Origin of the sequence: Kosakonia sp. PSU_27, assembly GCF_039409795.1 — a bacterium.
GTDB lineage: Bacteria > Pseudomonadota > Gammaproteobacteria > Enterobacterales > Enterobacteriaceae > Kosakonia.
Genome location: NZ_JBCIVK010000001.1, coordinates 343,811 through 366,492, shown reverse-complemented (window position 1 = coordinate 366,492; position 22,682 = coordinate 343,811). Strand labels below are relative to the sequence as shown.

Annotated in this window: 23 protein-coding genes; 10 read left to right on the top strand and 13 right to left on the bottom strand. The window is 51.0% G+C overall.

Going from position 1 to position 22,682, the window contains the following annotated elements; all coding sequences use genetic code 11:
- Positions 1–40: 40 nt before the first annotated feature.
- Positions 41–1,303, top strand: coding sequence for a chloride channel protein (locus tag AAIG26_RS01755; protein WP_343179476.1), 1,263 nt, complete (start codon positions 41–43; stop codon positions 1,301–1,303).
- A gap of 260 nt (positions 1,304–1,563) precedes the next feature.
- Here the strand turns inward: AAIG26_RS01755 and ompW are convergent, their stop codons facing one another.
- A complete protein-coding gene (gene ompW / locus AAIG26_RS01750) occupies positions 1,564–2,199 on the bottom strand; it encodes an outer membrane protein OmpW (protein WP_016495855.1) in 636 nt (211 codons plus the stop codon).
- A 281-nt stretch (positions 2,200–2,480) separates the two neighbouring features.
- Between ompW and AAIG26_RS01745 the strand changes: the two genes are divergently transcribed.
- From AAIG26_RS01745 to yciA, 4 genes are all read left to right on the top strand, one after another.
- Entirely contained in the window at positions 2,481–2,885 is a 405-nt protein-coding gene (locus tag AAIG26_RS01745) for a YkgJ family cysteine cluster protein (protein ID WP_044489346.1), read from the top strand.
- A gap of 24 nt (positions 2,886–2,909) precedes the next feature.
- The gene (locus tag AAIG26_RS01740; protein ID WP_343179475.1) at positions 2,910–3,653 is read left to right on the top strand and encodes a YciC family protein; all 744 of its coding nucleotides are present in this window, start codon (positions 2,910–2,912) and stop codon (positions 3,651–3,653) included.
- Positions 3,654–3,704: 51 nt separating this feature from the next.
- A complete protein-coding gene (locus AAIG26_RS01735) occupies positions 3,705–4,247 on the top strand; it encodes a septation protein A (protein WP_016495852.1) in 543 nt (180 codons plus the stop codon).
- Positions 4,248–4,347: 100 nt separating this feature from the next.
- Positions 4,348–4,746, top strand: coding sequence for an acyl-CoA thioester hydrolase YciA (gene yciA, locus AAIG26_RS01730; RefSeq protein WP_017457174.1), 399 nt, complete (start codon positions 4,348–4,350; stop codon positions 4,744–4,746).
- 28 nt (positions 4,747–4,774) lie between these two features.
- Here yciA and tonB read toward each other — a convergent pair whose 3' ends face one another.
- Positions 4,775–5,494 (bottom strand): TonB system transport protein TonB, encoded by a 720-nt coding sequence (gene tonB / locus AAIG26_RS01725; protein WP_343180306.1) that lies wholly within the window; start codon positions 5,492–5,494, stop codon positions 4,775–4,777.
- Between the two features lie 219 nt (positions 5,495–5,713).
- Here tonB and AAIG26_RS01720 point away from each other — a divergent pair, with 219 nt between their 5' ends.
- Positions 5,714–6,010, top strand: coding sequence for a YciI family protein (locus tag AAIG26_RS01720; RefSeq protein WP_016495849.1), 297 nt, complete (start codon positions 5,714–5,716; stop codon positions 6,008–6,010).
- A gap of 192 nt (positions 6,011–6,202) precedes the next feature.
- Here the strand turns inward: AAIG26_RS01720 and AAIG26_RS01715 are convergent, their stop codons facing one another.
- The 3 genes from AAIG26_RS01715 to AAIG26_RS01705 form a co-directional block, all read right to left on the bottom strand.
- The gene (locus AAIG26_RS01715; RefSeq protein ID WP_016495847.1) at positions 6,203–6,541 is read right to left on the bottom strand and encodes an SMR family transporter; all 339 of its coding nucleotides are present in this window, start codon (positions 6,539–6,541) and stop codon (positions 6,203–6,205) included.
- Between the two features lie 18 nt (positions 6,542–6,559).
- Entirely contained in the window at positions 6,560–7,180 is a 621-nt protein-coding gene (locus AAIG26_RS01710; protein WP_343179474.1) for a LysE family translocator, read from the bottom strand.
- A 65-nt stretch (positions 7,181–7,245) separates the two neighbouring features.
- Complete coding sequence (locus AAIG26_RS01705; RefSeq protein WP_017457170.1) at positions 7,246–7,419, bottom strand: YciY family protein; 174 nt, start codon at positions 7,417–7,419, stop codon at positions 7,246–7,248.
- A 140-nt stretch (positions 7,420–7,559) separates the two neighbouring features.
- On the opposite strand from AAIG26_RS01705, the gene cls reads away from it, so the two are divergent.
- Positions 7,560–9,020 carry a cardiolipin synthase gene (gene cls / locus AAIG26_RS01700; protein WP_016495845.1) on the top strand — a complete coding sequence of 487 codons (1,461 nt, stop codon included), beginning with the start codon at positions 7,560–7,562 and terminating at the stop codon, positions 9,018–9,020.
- Between the two features lie 30 nt (positions 9,021–9,050).
- On the top strand, positions 9,051–9,380 hold the full coding sequence (locus AAIG26_RS01695) for an HI1450 family dsDNA-mimic protein (protein ID WP_016495844.1): 330 nt from the start codon (positions 9,051–9,053) through the stop codon (positions 9,378–9,380).
- A 59-nt stretch (positions 9,381–9,439) separates the two neighbouring features.
- Here the strand turns inward: AAIG26_RS01695 and oppF are convergent, their stop codons facing one another.
- The 6 genes from oppF to AAIG26_RS01665 all read right to left on the bottom strand — a co-directional run bounded on the left by oppF (position 9,440) and on the right by AAIG26_RS01665 (position 16,561).
- On the bottom strand, positions 9,440–10,444 hold the full coding sequence (gene oppF, locus AAIG26_RS01690; protein WP_016495843.1) for a murein tripeptide/oligopeptide ABC transporter ATP binding protein OppF: 1,005 nt from the start codon (positions 10,442–10,444) through the stop codon (positions 9,440–9,442).
- Positions 10,441–11,454, bottom strand: a complete 1,014-nt coding sequence (locus AAIG26_RS01685) for an ABC transporter ATP-binding protein (protein WP_045513483.1) — start codon at positions 11,452–11,454, stop codon at positions 10,441–10,443. Before AAIG26_RS01685 ends, oppF begins: the two co-directional genes overlap by 4 nt.
- An 11-nt stretch (positions 11,455–11,465) precedes the next feature.
- Positions 11,466–12,374: an oligopeptide ABC transporter permease OppC gene (gene oppC, locus AAIG26_RS01680; protein WP_016495841.1), complete on the bottom strand. Its 909-nt coding sequence runs from the start codon at positions 12,372–12,374 to the stop codon at positions 11,466–11,468.
- A gap of 14 nt (positions 12,375–12,388) precedes the next feature.
- Positions 12,389–13,309 (bottom strand): oligopeptide ABC transporter permease OppB, encoded by a 921-nt coding sequence (gene oppB / locus AAIG26_RS01675; RefSeq protein WP_016495840.1) that lies wholly within the window; start codon positions 13,307–13,309, stop codon positions 12,389–12,391.
- 128 nt (positions 13,310–13,437) lie between these two features.
- On the bottom strand, positions 13,438–15,069 hold the full coding sequence (gene oppA / locus AAIG26_RS01670) for an oligopeptide ABC transporter substrate-binding protein OppA (protein WP_016495839.1): 1,632 nt from the start codon (positions 15,067–15,069) through the stop codon (positions 13,438–13,440).
- An 844-nt stretch (positions 15,070–15,913) separates the two neighbouring features.
- The gene (locus tag AAIG26_RS01665; RefSeq protein ID WP_343180305.1) at positions 15,914–16,561 is read right to left on the bottom strand and encodes a YchE family NAAT transporter; all 648 of its coding nucleotides are present in this window, start codon (positions 16,559–16,561) and stop codon (positions 15,914–15,916) included.
- A 477-nt stretch (positions 16,562–17,038) separates the two neighbouring features.
- Here AAIG26_RS01665 and adhE point away from each other — a divergent pair, with 477 nt between their 5' ends.
- Complete coding sequence (gene adhE / locus AAIG26_RS01660; protein ID WP_016495837.1) at positions 17,039–19,717, top strand: bifunctional acetaldehyde-CoA/alcohol dehydrogenase; 2,679 nt, start codon at positions 17,039–17,041, stop codon at positions 19,715–19,717.
- A gap of 66 nt (positions 19,718–19,783) precedes the next feature.
- Here adhE and tdk read toward each other — a convergent pair whose 3' ends face one another.
- Positions 19,784–20,398: a thymidine kinase gene (tdk, locus tag AAIG26_RS01655; protein WP_097405895.1), complete on the bottom strand. Its 615-nt coding sequence runs from the start codon at positions 20,396–20,398 to the stop codon at positions 19,784–19,786.
- A gap of 546 nt (positions 20,399–20,944) precedes the next feature.
- On the opposite strand from tdk, the gene hns reads away from it, so the two are divergent.
- Positions 20,945–21,358 (top strand): histone-like nucleoid-structuring protein H-NS, encoded by a 414-nt coding sequence (hns, locus tag AAIG26_RS01650; RefSeq protein WP_017457162.1) that lies wholly within the window; start codon positions 20,945–20,947, stop codon positions 21,356–21,358.
- A 277-nt stretch (positions 21,359–21,635) separates the two neighbouring features.
- Here the strand turns inward: hns and galU are convergent, their stop codons facing one another.
- Positions 21,636–22,547, bottom strand: a complete 912-nt coding sequence (gene galU, locus AAIG26_RS01645; RefSeq protein ID WP_017457161.1) for a UTP--glucose-1-phosphate uridylyltransferase GalU — start codon at positions 22,545–22,547, stop codon at positions 21,636–21,638.
- Positions 22,548–22,682 lie beyond the last annotated feature (135 nt).

Genomic DNA, 22,682 nt, shown 5'->3' with positions numbered 1-22,682 from the left:
GAATAATAATCCTAAAAATTATGACACCGATAAAAACACCATGCGTGAAACCCCTGATTCTTGCTGGCAACGTCGCTGGCTGGCCCTGTTGCTGACCGGGTTGCTTTCCGGCGCGGCTGGTATGTTGATCGCCCTTCTGCTGCATGCCATCCAGCACCTCGCTTTTGGTTATAGCCAGCAATCGCTAATCGGCGGCGCACCATTTCTACAGGGCGTAACGGATGCCAGCGCCCTGCGCCGTTTTGCTTCTCTTGCTGCTGCGGGTGTGGTGGCAGGCTGGGGCTGGTGGCTCCTGGCGCGCTATGCAAAAAAACGTGTCGGTGTGGTCGCTGCGCTAAAAGATGTTCAGCGCCCGATGCCTGCTTTCACCACCTTAACCCATGCGCTCTTGCAAGTTGTTACCGTGGCGATGGGCTCGCCGCTCGGGCGTGAAAGCGCACCGCGTGAAGTTGGTGCCCTGTTTGGCGGTGGGATCGCACGGTATATCGGCTTAAATGCGCAAGAGACGAGGCTGGTGATCGCCTGCGGCGCAGGTGCCGGGCTGGCGGCGGTATATAACGTCCCGCTGGCGGGCGCGATTTTTACCCTTGAGGTGTTGCTGGTCACGATCAGTTGGGATGCGGTCATTGCCGCCATTGTCACCTCCGCTCTCGCTGCGTTCGTGGCATCGCTGGTGCTGGGCAACGAGCGACAATATCTTTTTACCGCCCCCGCCGCGCACCTGTCCTTGATTATCTGGGCTACCTTGTCCGGCCCGTTGTTCGGCTATGCCGCCAGTCTGTTCCGGCGGATGACCAAAAACGCGCGCGCACAGGTGAAAACCAACTGGCAGATGCCGGTCTTCTGTTTTATCGCTTTTGCCTGTCTCGGCTTGCTCGCTATCTGGTTTCCGCAATTACCAGGCAATGGGCGCGGTCCGGTGCAACTCAGTTTTGGCGGAGACGTTACGCTGCCGCTGGCGGCAATGTTGATCGGGTTGAAAGTGCTGAGTATCTGGATGGTGCTGCGCAGCGGAGCCGAAGGCGGCCTGCTCACGCCAGGTCTGGCGATTGGTGCCCTGCTGGGAGCGCTGATGTTCCTGCTGGTTGGGCAATTTTTCCCCGGTGGCAGTATGGCGGAATTCGCGCTGACCGGTGGCGCGGCTTTTCTCGCCTCGTCGATGCAAATGCCGCTCACTGCCATTGTGCTGCTTATGGAATTCACCGGCATGGATTTCAGCTTTTTTGTGCCGTTGACCCTCTGTGTTGCGGGTGCGTATATGACGTGCCGCTATTGCGAGTCACGCGTTCGTTTACGGCGCTGAATGCGCCATCAGGTTTCTGATAGCTGCGCGAAAAAACATTAAACGCTGACATTCGTAATGCGTCATCTCGCAGTTGGCCGCGCAACATGAGGTCTGGACAAACGAGGGTTTATCCCGCGGCTTACGGTGATCTTTGTGGTTGGTGCGCGTAGCGTGATGGCGCTGGGGAGCGGTTACATATGCTAAAAGAAATCCGCATGGTGATACGGCATAGAAGTGCGTGGAAACTGGTTATTGTGAAACCAGTTTCCACAATACGCTTAAAAACGATAACCAGCAGAGAACATAAATACCCACGGATCCAGGCGAGTATGTACGCTTTGTTGCTCACCATTCGCTTTAAAACGCACATCCGTATCAATATCCATCCACCAGACTGACATGTTAATCAGCCAGTTGCGGTTGATTAAGTAATCCAGACCGGCTTGCCCCGCCACGCCCCAGGAGTCTTTCAGACTCAAATCCGACAGCCCGGCCGCTTTCCCGGTATCGTTAAATTTCTCATCAAAGAAAGTGGTGTAGTTTACGCCTGCCCCAAGATATGGGCGCAATTTGCTCTGTGAATCACCGAAATACCACTGCGCCATCAATGTCGGCGGCAGGTGGTGCACAGTGGCGATGTCGCCGGTTGGACCGGTGCCAACGCGGTGGCGAAACGGCGTCGCGGCCAGTAATTCAACGCCGATGTTGTCGGTCGCCATCCAGCTCATCGTCACACCAAGTTGGGTGTTATTGTTGACATTAAAACTGCCCAGAGCGCCTAAAACGTTATCAGAACCTTCCGTCGGACGTACCGTCGCAGAACCGGCTCGAATGAAAAACTCGCCAGCTTCATGCGCGTATACACCTGTAGAAAGACTACTCAGGATCAATGCTGCCACGGCTAACTTCTTCATATCCACTCCATGTTTAAGGTTTTTATCGCGCCGTGAATATACCTATAACTGAGTACAAAGTGATCCAACACAGATCACACTTGACCCCGTAATTTAACATTCATTGATCTGGGTTAATTTTCACCACTCGTTACACTCATTACCTTTTGTATTTAAATCAATTTCCGCTTTGTGAGGCGGTTAAAAAAATACCTGTTCGCCCATCTTGTGCGCGTTCTGCGGCAGCGATAATTTATTGGCCTGACAATTTATGTTGATGCGTGGTTAAGTGCAGGTGTGCTATGAGTGATGTGAATCCGTGCATGTCGTGCGGAGCCTGTTGTGCGTATTTTCGAGTCTCTTTCTATTGGGCTGAAGCGGATGACGCTGGCGGCCCTGTCCCGGCTCAACTCACCGAGCCGCTAACCCCCTTTCTGCGCTGCATGAGCGGAACCAACCAAAAGCAGAGCCGCTGTACGGCGCTGCAGGGTACGCCCGGCGAGTCGGCCAGTTGCAGTATTTATGCGAACAGACCCTCTCCCTGCCGGGAATTTGCGATGTCCGGCGAAGACGGAAAGGTTAATGAAGCCTGCGATCGTGCTCGCGCGCGCTACGGTTTAGCGCCTCTTTACAAAGATATGCTTTTCCATACAAGCAGCGATGCTGCCACTGAGAGTGTATTCGGGGTACAATTGCCCGCAATTTAACACCGCTTTACTCAAGGAGAGTGCATGTCTATCACGGCGAAGTCCGTTTACCGTGACACGGGGAATTTTTTTCGTAATCAGTTCGTTACCATTTTACTGATCGCGTTGCTTTGTGCGTTTATCACGTTCTTACTTGGGAGCGCCTTTAAGCCCAGTGATGAGCAACTCTCCATTTTAAGTGAAGGGGATAATCTTGCAGGCAGCGTCGGGTTGTTTGAACTGGTGCAAAATATGACGCCGGAGCAGCAACAAGTGCTGCTCCGCGCCTCTGCGGCGTCGACGTTTTCCGGCCTTGTTGGCAATGCGATTCTCGCTGGTGGCGTGCTGCTGATGATCCAGATGATTTCTGCGGGTCAGCGCATCAGCGCGTTGCGGGCGATTGGTGCCAGCGCCCCACTGTTGCCAAAGCTATTTTTACTGATCCTGATGACCACGTTTATCGTGCAAATCGGCATTATGTTTGTGATTGTCCCGGGCGTCATTCTGGCGATCCTGCTTGCTTTCGCCCCGGTGATACTGGTGCAGGATAAAACAGGGATTTTCGTTGCCATGCGTAACAGCATGCGTCTTGCATGGGCGAATATGCGTCTTGTCGCTCCGGCAGTGTTAGGTTGGTTACTGGCGAAAACATTCCTGCTGCTGTTTGCACATAACTTTGCGGTGTTCACTGTAGAAGGCGGCGAAGTGATTGCCAATACGTTGAGCAACCTGATTTCCGCAGCGCTGCTGGTTTATCTGTTCCGCCTCTATATGTTGATGCGTTCGTGATTGTTCCGGTTGCCCACGTCTATGGGCAACCCCTTATGATGGAATCGTAGAATGAAGCAGTTTCTTGATTTTCTGCCGTTAGTGGTCTTTTTCGCCTTTTACAAACTGTACGATATCTATGCGGCGACCACTGCGCTGATCATCGCGACCGCTATCGTGCTGATATACAGCTGGGTGCGCTATCGCAAAGTTGAAAAGATGGCGCTGATTACTTTTGTGCTGGTCGCGGTATTCGGCGGGCTGACCCTTTTCTTCCATAACGATGAGTTTATTAAATGGAAGGTGACGGTGATTTACGCCCTGTTCGCTGCTGCGCTGCTCTTCAGCCAGTGGGTAATGAAAAAGCCACTGATCCAGCGCATGCTCGGCAAAGAGATCGCACTGCCGGAAGCCGTTTGGGGCAAGCTGAACATCGCATGGGCACTGTTCTTTATTTTGTGTGGTCTGGCGAATATCTACATTGCCTTCTGGCTGCCGCAAAATATCTGGGTGAATTTCAAAGTGTTTGGCTTAACCGCCCTGACACTGCTCTTCACCGTGCTGAGCGGTGTTTATATCTACCGCCATATGCCCGCGCAGGACGACAAATCCTGAGAATGAAAGCCAGGCTCTCGTGCCTGGCTTTTTTCTTTCCGAACGCCCCGCATTCGTAGTAGCATCCCGCCATAAATCCCTCATAGCAGAAGAGATAACAATGACAACCCTTCAGGACACTCCCCAGGGAGATCTTGTTTTACGCACATTAGCAATGCCAGCAGACACCAATGCCAACGGCGATATCTTCGGCGGCTGGTTAATGTCACAAATGGATATTGGCGGGGCAATACAAGCCAAGGAAATTGCGCATGGTCGCGTGGTGACGGTGCGCGTTGACGGCATGACTTTTCTTCGCCCGGTCGCGGTGGGCGACGTGGTGTGCTGCTACGCCCGCTGCGTTAAACGGGGCAACACATCAGTGACGATTAATATTGAAGTGTGGGTGAAGAAGGTCTCATCCGAGCCAATTGGTCAGCGCTATAAAGCAACGGAAGCGCTGTTTATTTACGTCGCCGTGGATAATGAAGGTAAACCGCGCCCGTTACCTCAGGCATAAGAAAAAAGCCTCCTTACGGAGGCTTTTTTTATTCCATTGAGGCACCGCCGTTCAGGCGGAACACAATATTCACAATTAATCCCGAACCCGGTTTCCCTGACTCATAACGCCACTTGCGCATTGCCGCTTTTACTTCACGCTCGAACATATTCGCCGGTTGCGCCGACAATACTTCAACATTCTCAACACGGCCATCTGAGGTGACGTCAAATTTCACTTTTACCCGGCCTTCGATGCGCAGCGCTTGCGCGCGGGCCGGATACTGCGGCTGATTGCGACTCAGCGCGCGCGGGCCGGCAGGAACAGCCGGCGCTGGCTGGGTTGTTGCCGACGGCGTCGGATTCGCGACCGGACGTGCGGGCGCGTTATTCTGGAACGGCGAGGCCGGTTGCGGCGTTACCGGTTTGACTTCGCGCTTCGGCTGCTCGACCTTTTTCTCCGGTTTTGGTTTTGGCTTAGGTTTTGGCTGCGGTTTGGGCTTTTCAATCACCACTGGCGCTGTTTTCGGAGGCTCAGGAACGGGTTCCGGCTCGGGCTCCGGTTCAACCACCGGCTCCGGCGGCTGAGCAACCTGGGGAGGTTCCAGATCGGCAGGCGAAACCATCGTTACCGTAATCGGCTGCGCGGGCGCAGGAAGCTCAACGACCTGATGTACCGACGTATAGAGCAAACCCACCACGACAGCACCGTGAATACCGATGGACAATAGCGTCGGCCAGGGAAAGCGGCGAGGTAAATCGAGGGTCATTGAAGTCATAATCGTGTCAGTTAAAAAACCAGAGCTAGATTTTAAATGCAAATAGCAATCATATTCAACAAGCCATCGCATGCGCAGGCCATTTAGTCGGGTAAATGGGTAAAAAAGCCGCATACTTTGCATGGCTGTTACCGCATTGTCATCTTTACATTGCAGTCGTTTCACCTTTCACATAGGGTATGGCTTTCTTATCTGTAAGGAGTTCTGCCCGTGCTGTACGTTATTTTTGCTGAAGATATTGCTGACTCGCTCGAAAAACGTTTGTCCGTGCGCCCTGCCCATCTGGCGAGACTGCAACTGCTGCATGATGAAGGCCGCCTGCTGACGGCTGGCCCAATGCCGGCCGTTGACAGCAACGATCCGGGAGCGGCGGGTTTCACTGGCTCGACGGTGATTGCTGAGTTTGAATCGCTGGAAGCGGCGAAGTCCTGGGCAGAAGCCGATCCCTATGTCGCTGCCGGGGTTTACCAGAACGTAACGGTGAAGCCGTTCAAAAAAGTATTCTAAAAAGAAAAGACCCGCCACTGCGGGTCTTTTACATTACAGGCGGCTTCAGAACCCGGCAGCATTTCACATCCGGCTGATGAGTTGATCGCCTGTGCAAATCGCGGAGTATTAACGAACTCGCCCGCGACTAACATATACCCGCTTCCTGCGGTATATATAGACAGGCAGATCGCCTGGTCGGGTTTTTATTATTTAATGCCCAACGCTTTTGGAAAAAAGATTAATAATCACCACCCCGGCGATAATTAACCCCATCCCCATGATTGCCGGCATATCCAGTTTTTGCCCGTGTACAAGCCAGCCAGCAAGACCTATCAGCACAATACCTGCACCTGACCAGATGGCATAAATCACCCCGGTAGGCAGAGTGCGCATCGTAATTGTCAGGCACCAGAATGCAATGCAATACCCGGCGATACTGATAATAGCGGGTAACAAACGGGTAAAGCTGTCGGAAGATTTCAGCGCCGTGGTGGCAATCACTTCCATCACAATGGCAATACTAAGAAAGATAAAGGCTTCTTTATTCATATGGGTTACCGGACAATATTAACGTTTACTCAGCGCCAGACGGGTGGCAAACAGCAAAAAGACCATGCCCGTGCAACGATCCATCCAGCGTATGACTTTTTCTTTACGCAGGAATGACGCCAGCGGGCGCGTGGCAGAAATCAGTAGCGTCGACCAGCAGGTGCCCAGTAAAAGATGAATAAAAACCAGGCCAAACGTCCACGCGATCGGCGGTTGCCCCTGCGGAATAAATTGCGGCAAAAATGAGACATAAAAAATGCCCACTTTCGGGTTAAGTACGTTGCCGAACATCCCTTTGATAAACCAGTGCTGCGATTTCGTATCACTTGCGTCTACCGCCGCAAACGATCTGCGCGGGCGCAGCAACATGTTCAGGCCCAACCAGCATAAATAGGCAGCACCGCAATATTTCAGGATATTGTACGCCAGCTCAGAGACTGCGATCAGTGCGCCCAGACCAAACGCCACCATTGCGCCCCAGATAAGGCAACCGGTGTTGATTCCCATCTGTGCCTTGAAGGCCTCTTTGCGCCCCTCAACGGTCGCGGTGCTTAGTATCAGCGCCGTGTCCAGCCCCGGTGTTAATGTCAAAAGCGTGGCGGCGAAGGTAAAAGCCAGCAGACTATCCATTACCGACATACGACAACTCCCTCTTTAGCACTAAGTCCAGAAACGATCGCGGGCACCTGTTCGGTGCCCGGATATTAAAGATCGTAAATAGCGAATAACAGCACATTACGATGACGGTTTACGCCACATTTCCTGATGGCGTGGATGCGCATATTGCGACGTGATTGCGCTTCCAGCCAGCGCGCTTTACGGCGGCTCATCTGCCGCAGCATACGCCAGCGCCCCACTTCCGTTCGACTACGCTTCATTTTTACAACTCAAAACTTAACAGAAACGCCATTATAGTCCGTCAACTTCGCCAGGCCAGCGCTTTTCGGCGTTTTTATTTGCCAGATGAATGCGGATGCGTACACTCATGAAATACGGTTTTTAAAAAGGATTTTTATCTATGTCCGCTTTTTACACGGTAATGAGTTGGCTGATTGTCCTGGGTTACTGGCTACTGATTGCTGGTGTAACACTGCGCATATTGATGAAGCGCCGCGCGGTCACCTCCGCGATGGCGTGGTTATTGATTATTTACATCCTGCCACTGGTTGGGATCATCGCCTATCTTTCCCTGGGTGAGCTGCACCTTGGAAAACGTCGTGCCGAGCGCGCCCGCGCTATGTGGCCTTCGACTGCCAAATGGCTGAATGATCTGAAAAATTTCAAGCATATCTTTGCCACTGAAAACAGCGGTGTGGCGTCGTCTCTTTTCAAGCTTTGCGAGCGACGTCAGGGGATCGCCGGGGTTAAGGGCAACCAGTTGCAGCTACTCACCTCAACCGATGATGTCATGCAGGCATTGATCCGCGACATCCAGCTAGCCCGCCACAATATTGAGATGGTGTTTTACATCTGGCAACCCGGCGGGATGGCGGATCAGGTGGCCGAATCGTTAATGGCCGCAGCGCGCCGCGGCGTACACTGTCGCCTGTTGCTGGACTCTGCCGGCAGCGTGGCGTTTTTCCGTAGCCCGTGGGCAACCATGATGCGAAACGCCGGCATTGAAGTGGTCGAAGCGCTGAAAGTAAATTTAATGCGTGTTTTTCTGCGCCGCATGGATTTACGCCAGCACCGAAAAATCGTGTTGATAGATAATTACATCGCCTACACCGGCAGTATGAATCTGGTTGATCCGCGCTTCTTTAAGCAAGATGCTGGCGTCGGTCAGTGGGTCGATTTGATGGCGCGCATGGAAGGTCCGATCGCTACGGCAATGGGGATTGTTTATTCTTGCGACTGGGAAATTGAAACCGGAAAACGCATTCTTCCCCCGCCGCCGGACGCCAACATCATGCCTTTTGAGGAGGCCAGCGGGCACACCATTCACACCATTGCTTCCGGGCCTGGTTTTCCGGAAGATCTGATCCACCAGGCATTGCTGACCGCTGTCTACGCCTCGCGCGAATATTTAATTATGACCACGCCCTATTTCGTGCCCAGCGACGACCTGCTGCATGCGATTTGTACGGCTGCTCAGCGCGGTGTGGACGTGAGTATTATTCTGCCGCGCAAAAACGATTCGCTGCTGGTCGGCTGGGCCAGTCGGGCATTTTTTGGCGAGTTGCTGGCCGCAGGCGTAAAGATTTACCAGTTCGAAGGCGGTCTGCTGCATACCAAAAGCGTGCTGGTGGATGGCGAACTGAGCCTCATTGGTACTGTAAATCTGGATATGCGTAGCCTGTGGCTGAATTTCGAAATCACACTGGTGATTGACGATGCCGGTTTCGGTGGCGATCTGGCGGCCGTACAGGATGATTACATCTCCCGCTCCCGCTTACTTGATGCGCGATTGTGGGTAAAACGGCCGTTCTGGCACCGCATTGCTGAACGACTGTTTTACTTCTTCAGTCCGTTGCTGTAAAACGTGCCCAACAGACGCGAAGAGGTAATCATGGAAATGGATCTGAATAATCGCCTGACCGAAGACGAAACCCTTGAGCAGGCTTACGACATCTTCCTCGAACTGGCAGCGGATAATCTCGACCCGGCGGACATCATTCTTTTCAACTTACAGTTTGAAGAGCGTGGCGGCGCTGAGTTGTTTGATCCTGGCGAAGACTGGCAGGAACATGTGGATTACGATTTAAACCCGGACTTCTTCGCTGAGGTGGTCATTGGCCTTGCGGATACCGATGGCGGCGAAATCAATGACATCTTCGCACGCGTCTTACTGTGCCGCGAAAAAGATCACAAACTTTGCCATATTCTCTGGCGCGAATAAGCGCGGAAAGAGAAAAGAAAAAGGGCTGACAGTTGTCAGCCCTTTTTTATATGCGTGGATTATAGCGGGTCGACTTTCAGGCAGGAGACCGCATGACGGAAGCTGCCCTCCAGCACCGGACGTGTCTGCGCGCACTCAGGCCCGGCAATCGGGCAGCGAGTACGGAACACGCAGCCCGACGGCGGGTTGATTGGTGACGGCAAATCCCCTTCCAGCAACTGTATCGTCTTGTTCTTTTCCCGATCCGGATCCGGAACCGGCACCGCCGACATCAGCGCTTTGGTATATGGATGCAGCGGGTTCTGATACACCTCGTCATAAGTGCCAAGCTCTACAGCATGGCCGAGATACATCACCAGCACACGGTCGGAGATATGCTTAACCACCGCCAGGTCGTGGGCGATAAAGATTAGCGACAGCCCCATTTCACGTTGCAGTTGCTGCAGCAGGTTAACGACCTGCGCCTGGATTGAAACATCCAGCGCGGAAACCGGCTCATCACAAATGATCAGCTTCGGTTCGAGGATCAGCGCGCGGGCAATACCGATACGCTGACACTGACCGCCGGAGAACTCATGCGGATAGCGGTTAATCAGGTTCGGCAGCAGCCCCACTTTCATCATCATCGTTTTAACGCGATCGCGCACTTCCTGGCGCGACATTTTCGGATGATAGGTGCGCAGCGGTTCGGCGATGATTTCACCGATAGTCATACGTGGGTTCAGTGATGCCAGCGGATCCTGGAATATCATCTGGATATCGCTGCGCACGTCGCGCCACTCTTCCTGCTTCATGCCCAGCAGATCTTTACCCAGCCAGGCCACTTTTCCGTCGGTGGCTTTCACCAGGCCAATAATTGCACGGGCGAAAGTCGACTTGCCGCAACCGGATTCGCCCACCACACCAAGGGTTTCCCCTTCGTACAGACGCAGCGTAACGCCATCAACCGCTTTCAGGGTTTTCGGCGGTTGCCAGAACCACTGCTTGCCATCTTTGATGTCGAAATGCACCTTTAAATCGGCGATTTCCAGCAGCACTTTTCTCTCATCAATCGCGGTATTCATACCAGTTCCTCCACCGATTTAAAGCAGGCGCGCAAACGGCCCGGGGCAAACTCCTCCAGCGGTGGAGCACTGTTACAGATTTCCATCGCGTGCGGGCAGCGCGGCTGGAACGGGCAGCCTTTCGGCAGACGCAGCAGGTTCGGCGGGTTGCCAGGAATGGTCAACAACGCTTCGCCTTCAGTGTCGAGGCGCGGTACGGCATTGAGCAGGCCGATAGAGTACGGATGGGATGGCTGATAGAACACATCGCGCGCTTTGCCATACTCCATGGTACGGCCAGCGTACATCACCAGCACTTTGTCACAGATACCAGCAACAACGCCCAGGTCATGGGTGATCATAATGATTGCGGTGTTGAATTCGCGTTTCAGCTCGTTCAACAGGGTCATGATCTGCGCCTGTACGGTCACGTCCAGCGCAGTGGTCGGTTCATCGGCGATCAACAGTTTTGGCCGGCATAACAACGCCATTGCGATCATGACACGCTGGCGCATACCGCCGGAAAACTCATGCGGATACATGCGCATGCGTTTTCGCGCTTCCGGCATTTTCACCGCGTCGAGCATTTTTACGGACTCTTCAAATGCTTCCGCTTTGTTCATGCCTTTGTGCAACATCAGGACTTCCATCAACTGCTCACCCACGCGCATATACGGGTTCAGCGAGGTCATTGGGTCCTGGAAAATCATCGAGATCTGCTCGGCGCGCAGTTTGTTCAGCGCCTGCTCCGGCAGGTTAAGGATCTCTTTGCCGTTGAACGTCGCCGAGCCGCCAATACGCCCGTTCGCCGCCAGCAACCCCATCAGAGCAAACGCCGTCTGGGATTTACCGGAACCCGATTCACCCACGATACCCAGCGTTTCACCGGCACGCAGCGAGAAGTTCAGGTCATTCACCGCCGTGACGTCGCCATCCGGGGTCTGGAAGGTCACACGCAGATCTTTCACGTCCAGCAGGAGATTGGATTGCTGCTGCGTCGCCGACGCGAATGAGGTTTCAGTTATGCTCATAACAGCACTCCTTAACGGTCTTTCGGATCGAGGGCATCACGCAGGCCATCGCCGATAAAGTTAAAACAGAACAAAGTGATAACCAGGAAACCTGCCGGGAACAGCAGCAACCACGGCGACACTTCCATCGAGTTCGCACCATCGCTTAACAGCGCGCCCCAGCTGCTCAGCGGCTCCTGGGTACCCAGACCGAGGAAGCTCAGGAAGGATTCGAACAGGATCATGCTTGGCACCAGCAGTGAGGCATACACCACCACCACGCCCAGTACGTTTGGCACAATGTGGCGCACAACAATATTAGCGGTAGAAACCCCACCGACCTGCGCCGCTTCGATAAACTCTTTCCGTTTCAGGCTCAGGGTCTGACCACGCACAATACGCGCCATATCGAGCCAGGAAACCATGCCGATAGCAACAAAGATGAGCAGAATGTTTTGCCCAAAGAACGTCACCAGCAGGATCACAAAGAACATAAACGGGAAGGAGTTGAGGATCTCCAGCAAACGCATCATCACCGAGTCCGTTTTGCCGCCCAGGTAGCCGGAAAGTGAACCGTACAGCGTTCCCAGGATAACGGCCACCAGCGCCGCAGCGATACCCACCATCAGCGAGATACGTCCGCCGATTGCCACACGCACCAGCAGGTCGCGCCCGGAAGAGTCAGTACCAAAATAGTGACCGGACTCCATATCCGGCTTGCTGGACATCATGCCCCAGTCGGTATCGAAATAACTAAACTGCGACAGCATCGGTGCTAATGTCACAAACAGGGCTATCAGCAACAATACGATCAGGCTTGCTACCGCAGCACGGTTATGCATAAAGCGACGGCGTGCGTCCTGCCACAGGCTTCGTCCTTCGACTTCCAGTTTCTCACTGAAGTTTTCCAGCGCCTCGCTGTTTTTCTTACTTAACATCATGGCGAACTCCAGTATTAATAACGAATCTTCGGATCGATAACGGCATACAGCACATCAACAATCGCGTTAAACAGAATGGTCAGCGTGCCAACCAGAATGGTCAGGCTCAGCACCAGCGAATAGTCACGGTTCAGCGCGCCGTTAACGAACAGCTGGCCGATACCCGGCAGACCATAAATGGTCTCGATAACCATGGAACCGGTAATGATGCCGACAAACGCCGGGCCCATATAGGAGAGCACTGGCAGCAGTGCGGGTTTGAGCGCGTGGCGGAAAATGATCCGGCGCATCGGCAACCCTTTGGCACGCGCAGTGCGAATAAAGTTTGAGTGCAAAACTTCAATCATCGAACCGCGAGTGATACGTGCAATGCTGGCAATATAAGCCAGAGACAACGCCACCATCGGCAGGATCATGAATTTCAGTGCCCCGCCATTCCAGCCGCCCGCGGGCAGCCACTTCAGCACGATGGCGAAGATCATCACCAATAACGGCGCGACAACGAAGCTCGGGATAACGACCCCGGTCATTGCCAGCCCCATCACCGTATAGTCCCATCGGGTATTCTGGTTAAGCGCGGCTACGACACCGGCCGTAACGCCAAAGACAATCGCCAGAATAAATGCCGCCGCACCTAATTTTGCGGAAACCGGGAAGCTTGCCGCTACCAGGTCATTCACGGTGTAGTCTTTGTATTTGAATGACGGCCCGAAATCGAAATGCGCCAGCTGTTTCAGATAACTGAAATATTGCGTGGTGATCGGGTCGTTTAAATGATATTTCGCTTCAATATTCGCCATGACCTCTGGCGCCAGCGCACGTTCACCGGTGAATGGACTTCCCGGCGCGAGACGCATCATAAAGAACGAGATGGTAATAAGAATGAAAAGTGTTGGGATCGCTTCAAGACAGCGACGTAGGATAAATTTCAACATTGCCCGTACCTTCTGGCCTGTGCCTTTTACACATTCTCTTTCAGGCGGTTAAGCCTGCGACCGATGTGTGTTCTGGTGCGATAAAATAAGACACTGTGGGGCAGGTTGCCCTGCCCCACTCATTGCCATTAATGCTTGATAATATACAAGTTTTTAACGTAGATATTATCCATCGGGTCTTTACCGGTGTAGCCACCAACCCAGGTTTTCACCAGACGGGCGTTCACGTAGTAGTAAACCGGAACGATCGCCGAGTCTTTATCCAGTTGCTGTTCAGCTTTGGAATAAAGCTCGCTGCGCTGTGCTTCGTCAGTGACTTTCAGCGTGTCGCCGATCAGCTTGTCAAACGCCGGGCTCTTATAGTGCGCGGTGTTGTTGGAGCTGTCAGAGAGCATGGTATTCAGGAAGGAGGTCGGTTCGTTGTAGTCCGCACACCAGCCCGCACGTGCAACATCAAAGGTGCCCTGATGACGCGTGTCGAGGAAGGTTTTCCACTCCTGGTTTTCCAGCTTAACGTCTACGCCAAGGTTTTTCTTCCAGATGGAAGCCACAGCGATCGCCAGTTTTTTATGCAGATCGGAGGTGTTATACAGCAGGCTGAACGACAGCGGTTTGTCTGCGGTGTAGCCAGCTTCGGCCAGCAGTTTTTTCGCTTCCGCGTTACGCTGTTCCTGGGTCATTTTGAACCAGGCCGGTTCAGTCAATTTTGCGCCATCGGTGTACGGCGGCGTGTAGCTGTATGCCGGCAGATCGCCCTGGTTTTTCACTTTGTTGACGATGATGTCGCGATCCAGCGCCAGTTTCAGCGCGGTACGAACGCGAACGTCAGTGAACGGGGCTTTCTGGTTGTTGATTTCGTAGTAATAAGTACACAGGTACGGGTCGACGTGTACTTCTTTAGGAATCTCTTTTTTCAGCTTCTGGAACAGTTCGATCGGCATGTTGTTATATGTCATGTCGATTTCGCCGCTGCGGTAACGGTTAACGTCCGTTACTTCAGAAGAGATTGGCAGGTACGTTACCTGGTTAATAACGGTTTTCGCGTTATCCCAGTAATTGGTGTTGCGCTCAAGAACGATACGTTCGTTGACCACCCAATCTTTCAGTTTGTAAGCACCGTTGGTCACGATGTTCGCCGGCTGGGTCCATTTTTCGCCGAATTTTTCAATGGTGGCTTTAGGCACAGCGGAAACAGATGGGTGAACCAGCAGTTTATAGAAATAAGGAACCGGCTCGCTCAGGGTGACTTCAAAGGTGTAATCATCAATTGCTTTTACGCCAAGATCGCTGGTCGGTTTTTTGCCAGCGATAACATCGTCGATATTGGCGATGTGGCCGTACTGCAGATAGCTCGCATACGGAGAAGCGGTTTTCGGATCCGCCAGACGCTGCCAGCTATAAACAAAATCATGCGCCGTTACAGGCGTACCGTCGGACCATTTCGCGTTTTTACGCAGATGGAAGGTCCAGACTTTAAAATCTTTATTATCCCACGACTCTGCGACACCGGCAGTCGGGTGACCCTGAACATCGGAGATCAGCAGACCTTCAAACAGGTCGCGGTTGATGTTGGATTCAGGAACCCCTTCGATTTTATGCGGATCGAGAGATTGCACTTCAGAACCGTTGTTACGAACCAGCGTTTGCTTCTCCGCCAGTTGTACTCCTGCCGGTACATCGGCAGCCATTGCCGCGTTACCGGTAATTAGTGCAGTCAAAATCCCCGCAGCTACCAGACTTTTCTTTGTGATGATGGACATTGTGTTGTTACTCCACTCATTATAATTACTGACGTTCACGCCAGCGTGTTTCATCCCCTGTTGGGGGCCTGTATAGCGCAGGAGCTTTTTGGCGCTATCAGACATCTTTTTTACTGCTGCTATCACCGACTTTTTTTATTACGGACTGCTCAAACGGCAATCTTGCGTCGATTCTGTTACGCGTCTCCCCTGTCGAGACGCGCGGTATTCATTATGACGACCGTTTCATATGAAAACGATCCTCATCTGAGCTGTTTATTCTGCAAATTATAAGGTCGAGAAACATAATGGGCGGAAAATAACAAATGCCCTCTGCTGCCGCCAATACATTTTGCAAATTTGTTAACCATTTCTCTTTTACGACACAGCATCAAGCGCAAGGCGATAGCTTTTCAGCCTCCCTGTTAAATTTTTATCTATTATTATCAATGAGATAAATGAACATCACCACCATGTGATGTTTTTCGACTGACGCTGTGCTTTTTTGCACAAAAAAGCAACAATTGACTACTTTTTAGCACATTCATCTGCGAGAAGATTGAAAGTACTAATATCATTTCAATTATGTCACGGCAAGCCCAATAGTATTATGTGACAGAAATAACAGGTGCGATTGCGCGAATTCCGCACAGCAGAGATTCGTTATACTTATAATTCGCTGATTGACAACAGATTTTCTGATTAGTGTAATTTATTATACTTTCCGCCGTTTTGCGCTTTCGTCATATGTTTTGCTGATTTTGCGCGTTCCTTGACAGCCATTTTGCAACGTAAAACGGTCATCGCTATATAGAAGAAAGCATAACGACAACCTTTTTATTTCCTTATTAAAGGAAGAAGTGAATCAGTTCAGCAAACCAGGAAATAGCGATCTCGTCCCCGCGACAATAAACTCAATACCCAGCGCCATAAGTAACAACCCCATAATACGTGTAATAACGTTGATACCCGTTTGCCCAAGCAAACGCACCAGCCAGGGTGCGATACGAAATAGCCCCCAGGAGCTGAGCGCAAACAGCGCGATCGCAACGGTAAAACCGATCAGATGCTCAACGGTGTGATAGCGTGTTCCCCAGACAATGGTGGAACTGATCGCCCCCGGCCCCGCCATCAGAGGCAAAGCTAACGGCACAACGCCAATACTTTCGCGGATGGCTGTCTCTGACTTTTCTTGTTTATTCTGCTTATCTTCACCCAGTTTCCCGCTGATCATCGACATGGCAATAGTCACCACCAGAATGCCCCCGGCAATGCGGAACGAATCGATCGAAATACCAAACAGCTGCAATATGGCATCGCCAAGAAACAGAGATGTCCAGAGAATAATGGCCACGGACAGATTGGCGGTGAGATTCGTTTTATTGCGTGCGGCGGTCATCTGGTAGCTGGTCATGCTAATAAAGACCGGAATAATGCCGACCGGATTGACCAACGCAAACAGGCCAATAAAAAATTTAAAATAGAGGGGAAGATCGAACACGATGTGCTCCACAGTAGGTTTCGTAACGTTGTCAGATAAATAACCTATCGGCACGACAGGAAAATCCATGCAGAAGATACGCGTTTTCGCTGCGTAGTTCATCATGATTTCCGTGGAAATTCGCAGCAATACAGCATGTTATTCAGTTGTGGGAATTGTGATAATCTTAGAGCGCGCCTGGCCATATGCCATTAACATTTGCTACAAACGCCCAAAAATGGGCTGCTGAAAGGTGTCAGCTTCGCTGAAATTTGATGTAGATCACGCAACACTTACTCAGAAGTGGGTAATCTTGATGACACGAAAAGAGCTCAAAAGTGTCAGTAAGTGCGTAGTATCCTCGAGGCTCTTTCAGTAAATCAGTGGTGGATGGTTTAGCGTTAACTCTTTGTTTTTATGAAATTTACGCAACCTGCAGCCGGTCTGTCTATACTATCCAATTAGGCAGCTGGTTTACTAAAAGAGTTTAAACATTATCAGGAGAGCATTATGGCTGTTACTAATGTCGCTGAACTTAACGCACTCGTTGAACGCGTGAAGAAAGCCCAGCGTGAATATGCCAACTTTACTCAAGAGCAAGTAGATAAAATCTTCCGTGCAGCCGCTCTGGCCGCCGCAGATGCTCGTATCCCGCTGGCAAAAATGGCGGTTGCCGAATCCGGCATGGGTATTGTTGAAGACAAAGTGATTAAAAACCACTTCGCTTCCGAATATATTTACAACGCGTATAAAGACGAGAAAACCTGCGGCGTTCTGTCAGAAGATGATACCTTCGGCACCATTACCATTGCAGAACCAATCGGCATTATCTGTGGTATTGTTCCGACCACTAACCCAACCTCTACCGCTATCTTTAAATCACTGATTAGCCTGAAGACCCGTAACGCCATCATTTTTTCCCCGCATCCGCGCGCTAAAGATGCCACCAACAAAGCAGCTGATATCGTACTGCAAGCAGCCATTGCCGCTGGCGCCCCGAAAGATCTGATCGGCTGGATTGACCAACCGTCTGTAGAACTGTCTAACGCATTAATGCACCACCCGGATATCAACCTGATCCTCGCCACTGGCGGCCCAGGCATGGTAAAAGCGGCGTACAGCTCCGGTAAACCGGCGATCGGTGTAGGTGCAGGTAACACCCCGGTTGTGATTGATGAAACTGCTGATATTAAACGCGCAGTGGCATCCGTACTGATGTCTAAAACCTTCGATAACGGCGTTATCTGTGCTTCTGAACAGTCCGTAGTTGTAGTTGATTCTGTCTACGATGCGGTTCGTGAGCGTTTCGCCAGCCACGGCGGTTACCTGCTTCAGGGTAAAGAGTTGAAAGCCGTTCAGGACATTATCCTGAAAAATGGCGCCCTCAACGCCGCTATTGTTGGTCAGCCTGCTTATAAAATCGCTGAACTGGCCGGTTTCACCGTTCCAACGACCACTAAAATCCTGATTGGTGAAGTGAAAGTTGTCGATGAGAGCGAGCCGTTCGCCCACGAAAAATTGTCCCCGACGCTTGCCATGTACCGCGCGAAAGATTTCGAAGACGCGGTCGAAAAAGCAGAGAAACTTGTTGCCATGGGTGGTATCGGTCATACCTCTTGCCTGTATACCGACCAGGATAACCAGCCAGATCGCGTTGCTCACTTCGGCCAGAAGATGAAAACCGCGCGTATCCTGATTAACACCCCGGCTTCTCAGGGTGGTATCGGTGACCTGTATAACTTTAAACTCGCGCCTTCCCTGACCCTGGGTTGTGGTTCCTGGGGTGGTAACTCCATCTCTGAAAACGTTGGTCCGAAACACCTGATCAACAAGAAAACCGTTGCTAAGCGAGCTGAAAACATGTTGTGGCACAAACTTCCGAAATCTATCTACTTCCGCCGTGGCTCTCTGCCAATCGCGCTGGATGAAGTGATTACTGATGGTCACAAACGCGCGCTTATCGTGACTGACCGTTTCCTGTTCAACAATGGTTATGCAGATCAGATTACTTCTGTACTGAAAGCGGCCGGCGTTGAAACCGAAGTGTTCTTTGAAGTTGAAGCAGACCCAACACTGACCATCGTACGTAAAGGCGCTGAGCTGGCGAACTCCTTTAAACCAGACGTGATTATCGCGCTGGGTGGCGGTTCCCCGATGGACGCTGCGAAAATTATGTGGGTGATGTACGAACATCCGGAAACCCATTTTGAAGAACTGGCGCTGCGCTTTATGGATATCCGTAAACGTATCTATAAGTTCCCGAAAATGGGCGTGAAAGCGAAAATGATCGCTATCACCACCACTTCCGGTACCGGTTCTGAAGTTACGCCGTTTGCGGTAGTAACCGATGATGCCACCGGTCAGAAATATCCACTGGCAGACTATGCACTGACGCCGGATATGGCGATTGTTGACGCCAACCTGGTGATGGATATGCCGAAATCCCTGTGCGCCTTCGGTGGCCTGGATGCGGTCACTCACGCACTGGAAGCGTACGTATCCGTACTGGCTTCTGAGTTCTCTGACGGCCAGGCGCTGCAAGCGCTGAAATTGCTGAAAGAGAACCTGCCAGCGTCTTACAACGAAGGTTCAAAAAACCCGGTTGCTCGTGAACGCGTTCACAGTGCCGCTACCATTGCCGGTATCGCCTTTGCCAACGCCTTCCTTGGTGTGTGCCACTCCATGGCGCACAAACTGGGTTCGCAGTTCCACATTCCGCACGGTCTGGCTAACGCCCTGCTTATCTGTAACGTTATTCGCTATAACGCGAACGACAACCCGACTAAGCAGACCGCGTTCAGCCAGTATGACCGCCCGCAGGCACGCCGCCGTTATGCAGAAATCGCTGACCATTTAGGTCTGACTTCTGCCGGTGACCGTACTGCAGCGAAAATCGAAAAACTGCTGGCATGGCTGGAAAGCATCAAAGCTGAACTGGGTATTCCGAAATCTATCCGTGAAGCTGGCGTACAGGAAGCTGACTTCCTGGCCAACGTGGATAAGCTGTCTGAAGATGCGTTTGATGACCAGTGTACTGGTGCGAACCCGCGCTACCCGCTGATCTCCGAACTGAAACAGATCCTGCTGGATACTTTCTACGGTCGTGAATACAAAGAAGGTGAAGTAGCGGTAGTGAAAGCTGAAGCTGCTCCAGTTAAAGCAGACAAAAAAGCGAAGAAACCCGCTTAATTGTTAACGCTAATAAAAAAACCCGCTTCGGCGGGTTTTTTTATTGCGAAAGAGAGGAAGCAAAAACTAACCTCTGACGCGTTGCTGAATCGTCGTTAAAGAGCCCTCTTGCAGGGCTTCTTTGTAGTGTTTGCGGCACACGGATACATAGCGTTCATTGCCGCCAATGACCACCTGTTCTCCTTCGTTATAAGGGCGCCCGTCTTGATCAAGGCGCAGCACCATACTGGCTTTACGCCCGCAGAAACAGACAGTTTTCAGCTCAACCAGTTTATCTGACCAGGCCAGCAAATATTGGCTACCTACAAATAACTCACCGCGAAAATCCGTGCGCAGACCGTAACAGAGCACCGGAATATCCAGTTGATCGACAACTTCCGATAACGCATAAACCTGTTCACGCGTTAAAAACTGGCACTCGTCGACCAGAACACAGTGCACAGCTTGTTGTTGATGCTCTGCGTTGATTTCGTCAAACAACGAGGAGTTGTGATTAAACAACCGCGCGGGTGAAGATAAGCCGATACGAGAGCTAACCTTGCCTGCTCCGAAACGATCGTCAATTTCGGCGGTGTAAACCACCGTGCGCATCCCTCTTTCTTGATAATTGTAAGAGGATTGTAGTAACGCTGTTGATTTCCCCGCATTCATTGCTGAATAGTAGAAATAAAGCTGTGCCATTGCGTGCAAAACCCCAATCAAAGTGTGATATTCCCGGCGAGGAGTGTACCATATTTTATCTGCTCCTCCTGTGGTCGCTCCGCGATTGAAGTAAATCCATCCTCAATAGCAGACTCATAGATATTCCAATAGTTAATCCTTTGAGTTGTTACTGCCAAAGAAACAGCAATAAGAAATTCATGATCTTACAAATTTTTTTAATCGGAACATTCTCACCCAGGCATACGGAAATTATTAATAATTTAAGGAAGAAGCACTTTCAACGCTGGAATACTTAAGGTCGATATTTATCCATAATGGCTATAAACACGGATCAGATTAATCAGAAGTTCGTGCATAAACACGCCGTAAACGGCGCTGCCAGTACATCGGTATAAGTGGTTTTTTGTGCGTTTCTTCAAGAAAAATTTAAGTTAGCGATATTTATAAATCGACTTAATAAAGCGGCATTTTGAATTCCTTACATTCACAGCTATTGCACTGACGAAATTAACGCTCTATTATTAGCCCGACAAACCACCCCAATATAAGTTTGAGATTACTACAATGAGCGAAGCACTTAAAATTCTGAACAACATCCGTACTCTTCGTGCGCAAGCAAGAGAATGCACTCTGGAAACGCTCGAAGAGATGCTGGAGAAATTAGAAGTTGTGGTTAATGAGCGCCGCGAGGAAGAAAGCGCTGCCGCAGCTGAAGTTGAAGAACGTACACGTAAATTACAACAATATCGTGAAATGCTGATCGCTGACGGTATTGATCCGAACGAATTGCTGAACAGCATGGTTACCGCTAAGACTGGTACTAAAGCAAAACGTGCAGCACGCCCGGCTAAATATAGCTATGTTGATGAAAATGGCGAGACTAAAACCTGGACAGGTCAGGGTCGTACTCCAGCAGTAATCAAAAAAGCAATGGACGAACAAGGCAAACAACTCGACGATTTCCTGATCGAAGAGTAATCAAGCCAGATTTCAAAAGGATCCCGCCAACTGGCGGGATTTTTTTTGATAAAGCACACATTCTCTTCACAAATATAGTGTATGGCATCTGGAATATAGGTTTCTCAATGCGTGCTGCTCAAATTCTGGTCAATTCATTTATTGTTTTGTGCGATATCTTCTGCACCGCTTTGACATAACCTTTTCATTAGGAACATTCACAAATAAAAAAGGCCGGAGATAAGCGGTGCGATGCACTATTATCTCCGGCCTTATTCAGACTACTAAAGAAAGCGTATTATGCTTTCCCGGCGCCGACAGTTTCTTCGAGCCAGGCTTTAAATTCCTCGCCCAGCGAATTATGACGAATACCGTACTCTACAAATGCGCGCATATAGCCAAGTTTATTACCGCAGTCATGGCTTTTGCCTTTCATATGATAGGCTTCTACGGTTTCTTTCTCGATTAGCATATCGATAGCATCGGTAAGCTGGATCTCATCACCTGCTCCCGGAGGTGTTTTCGCCAGCAGCGGCCAAATTTCTGCGCTCAGAACATAGCGACCCACAACGGCAAGATTAGAAGGTGCGACATTAGCTTTCGGTTTTTCAACCACGCCCACCATTGGAACGCTATCACCCGGGTTCAGCGTTGCGCCTTTGCAATCCACCACGCCGTAAGCGGTAACATCATCCACAGGTTCAACCATGATCTGGCTGGCACCGGTTTCGTCAAAACGTTTAATCATCTCAGCCAGGTTATCCTGGGAGAGATCGGATTCGTATTCATCCAGAATAACGTCCGGCAAAATAACCGCTACGGGCTCGTTACCTACTACCGGGTGCGCGCACAATACGGCATGTCCCAGACCTTTCGCCAGCCCCTGACGCACCTGCATAATGGTTACGTGCGGCGGGCAAATAGACTGAACTTCTTCCAGCAACTGACGTTTTACGCGTTTTTCCAACATTGCTTCGAGTTCGAAGCTGGTATCGAAGTGGTTTTCGATAGAGTTTTTAGATGAATGTGTTACCAGAACGATTTCAGTAATGCCGGCAGCGATACACTCATTTACGACATACTGAATTAATGGCTTATCAACCAGCGGTAACATTTCTTTAGGAATTGCCTTAGTCGCTGGTAACATCCTGGTTCCCAATCCCGCAACCGGGATTACTGCTTTAGTCACTTTCGAATTTATTGCAGCCATTGAAAATCTCCTGGACTGTCCATGCTTGAACATGTTCATGAATTAACTCGCGTCTGAGTATATCAGTACCAACCCATTGACCAGGTCTGAAAAGGACGCGCTAACATCTAATTAGGACTAATACGCATAAACTGC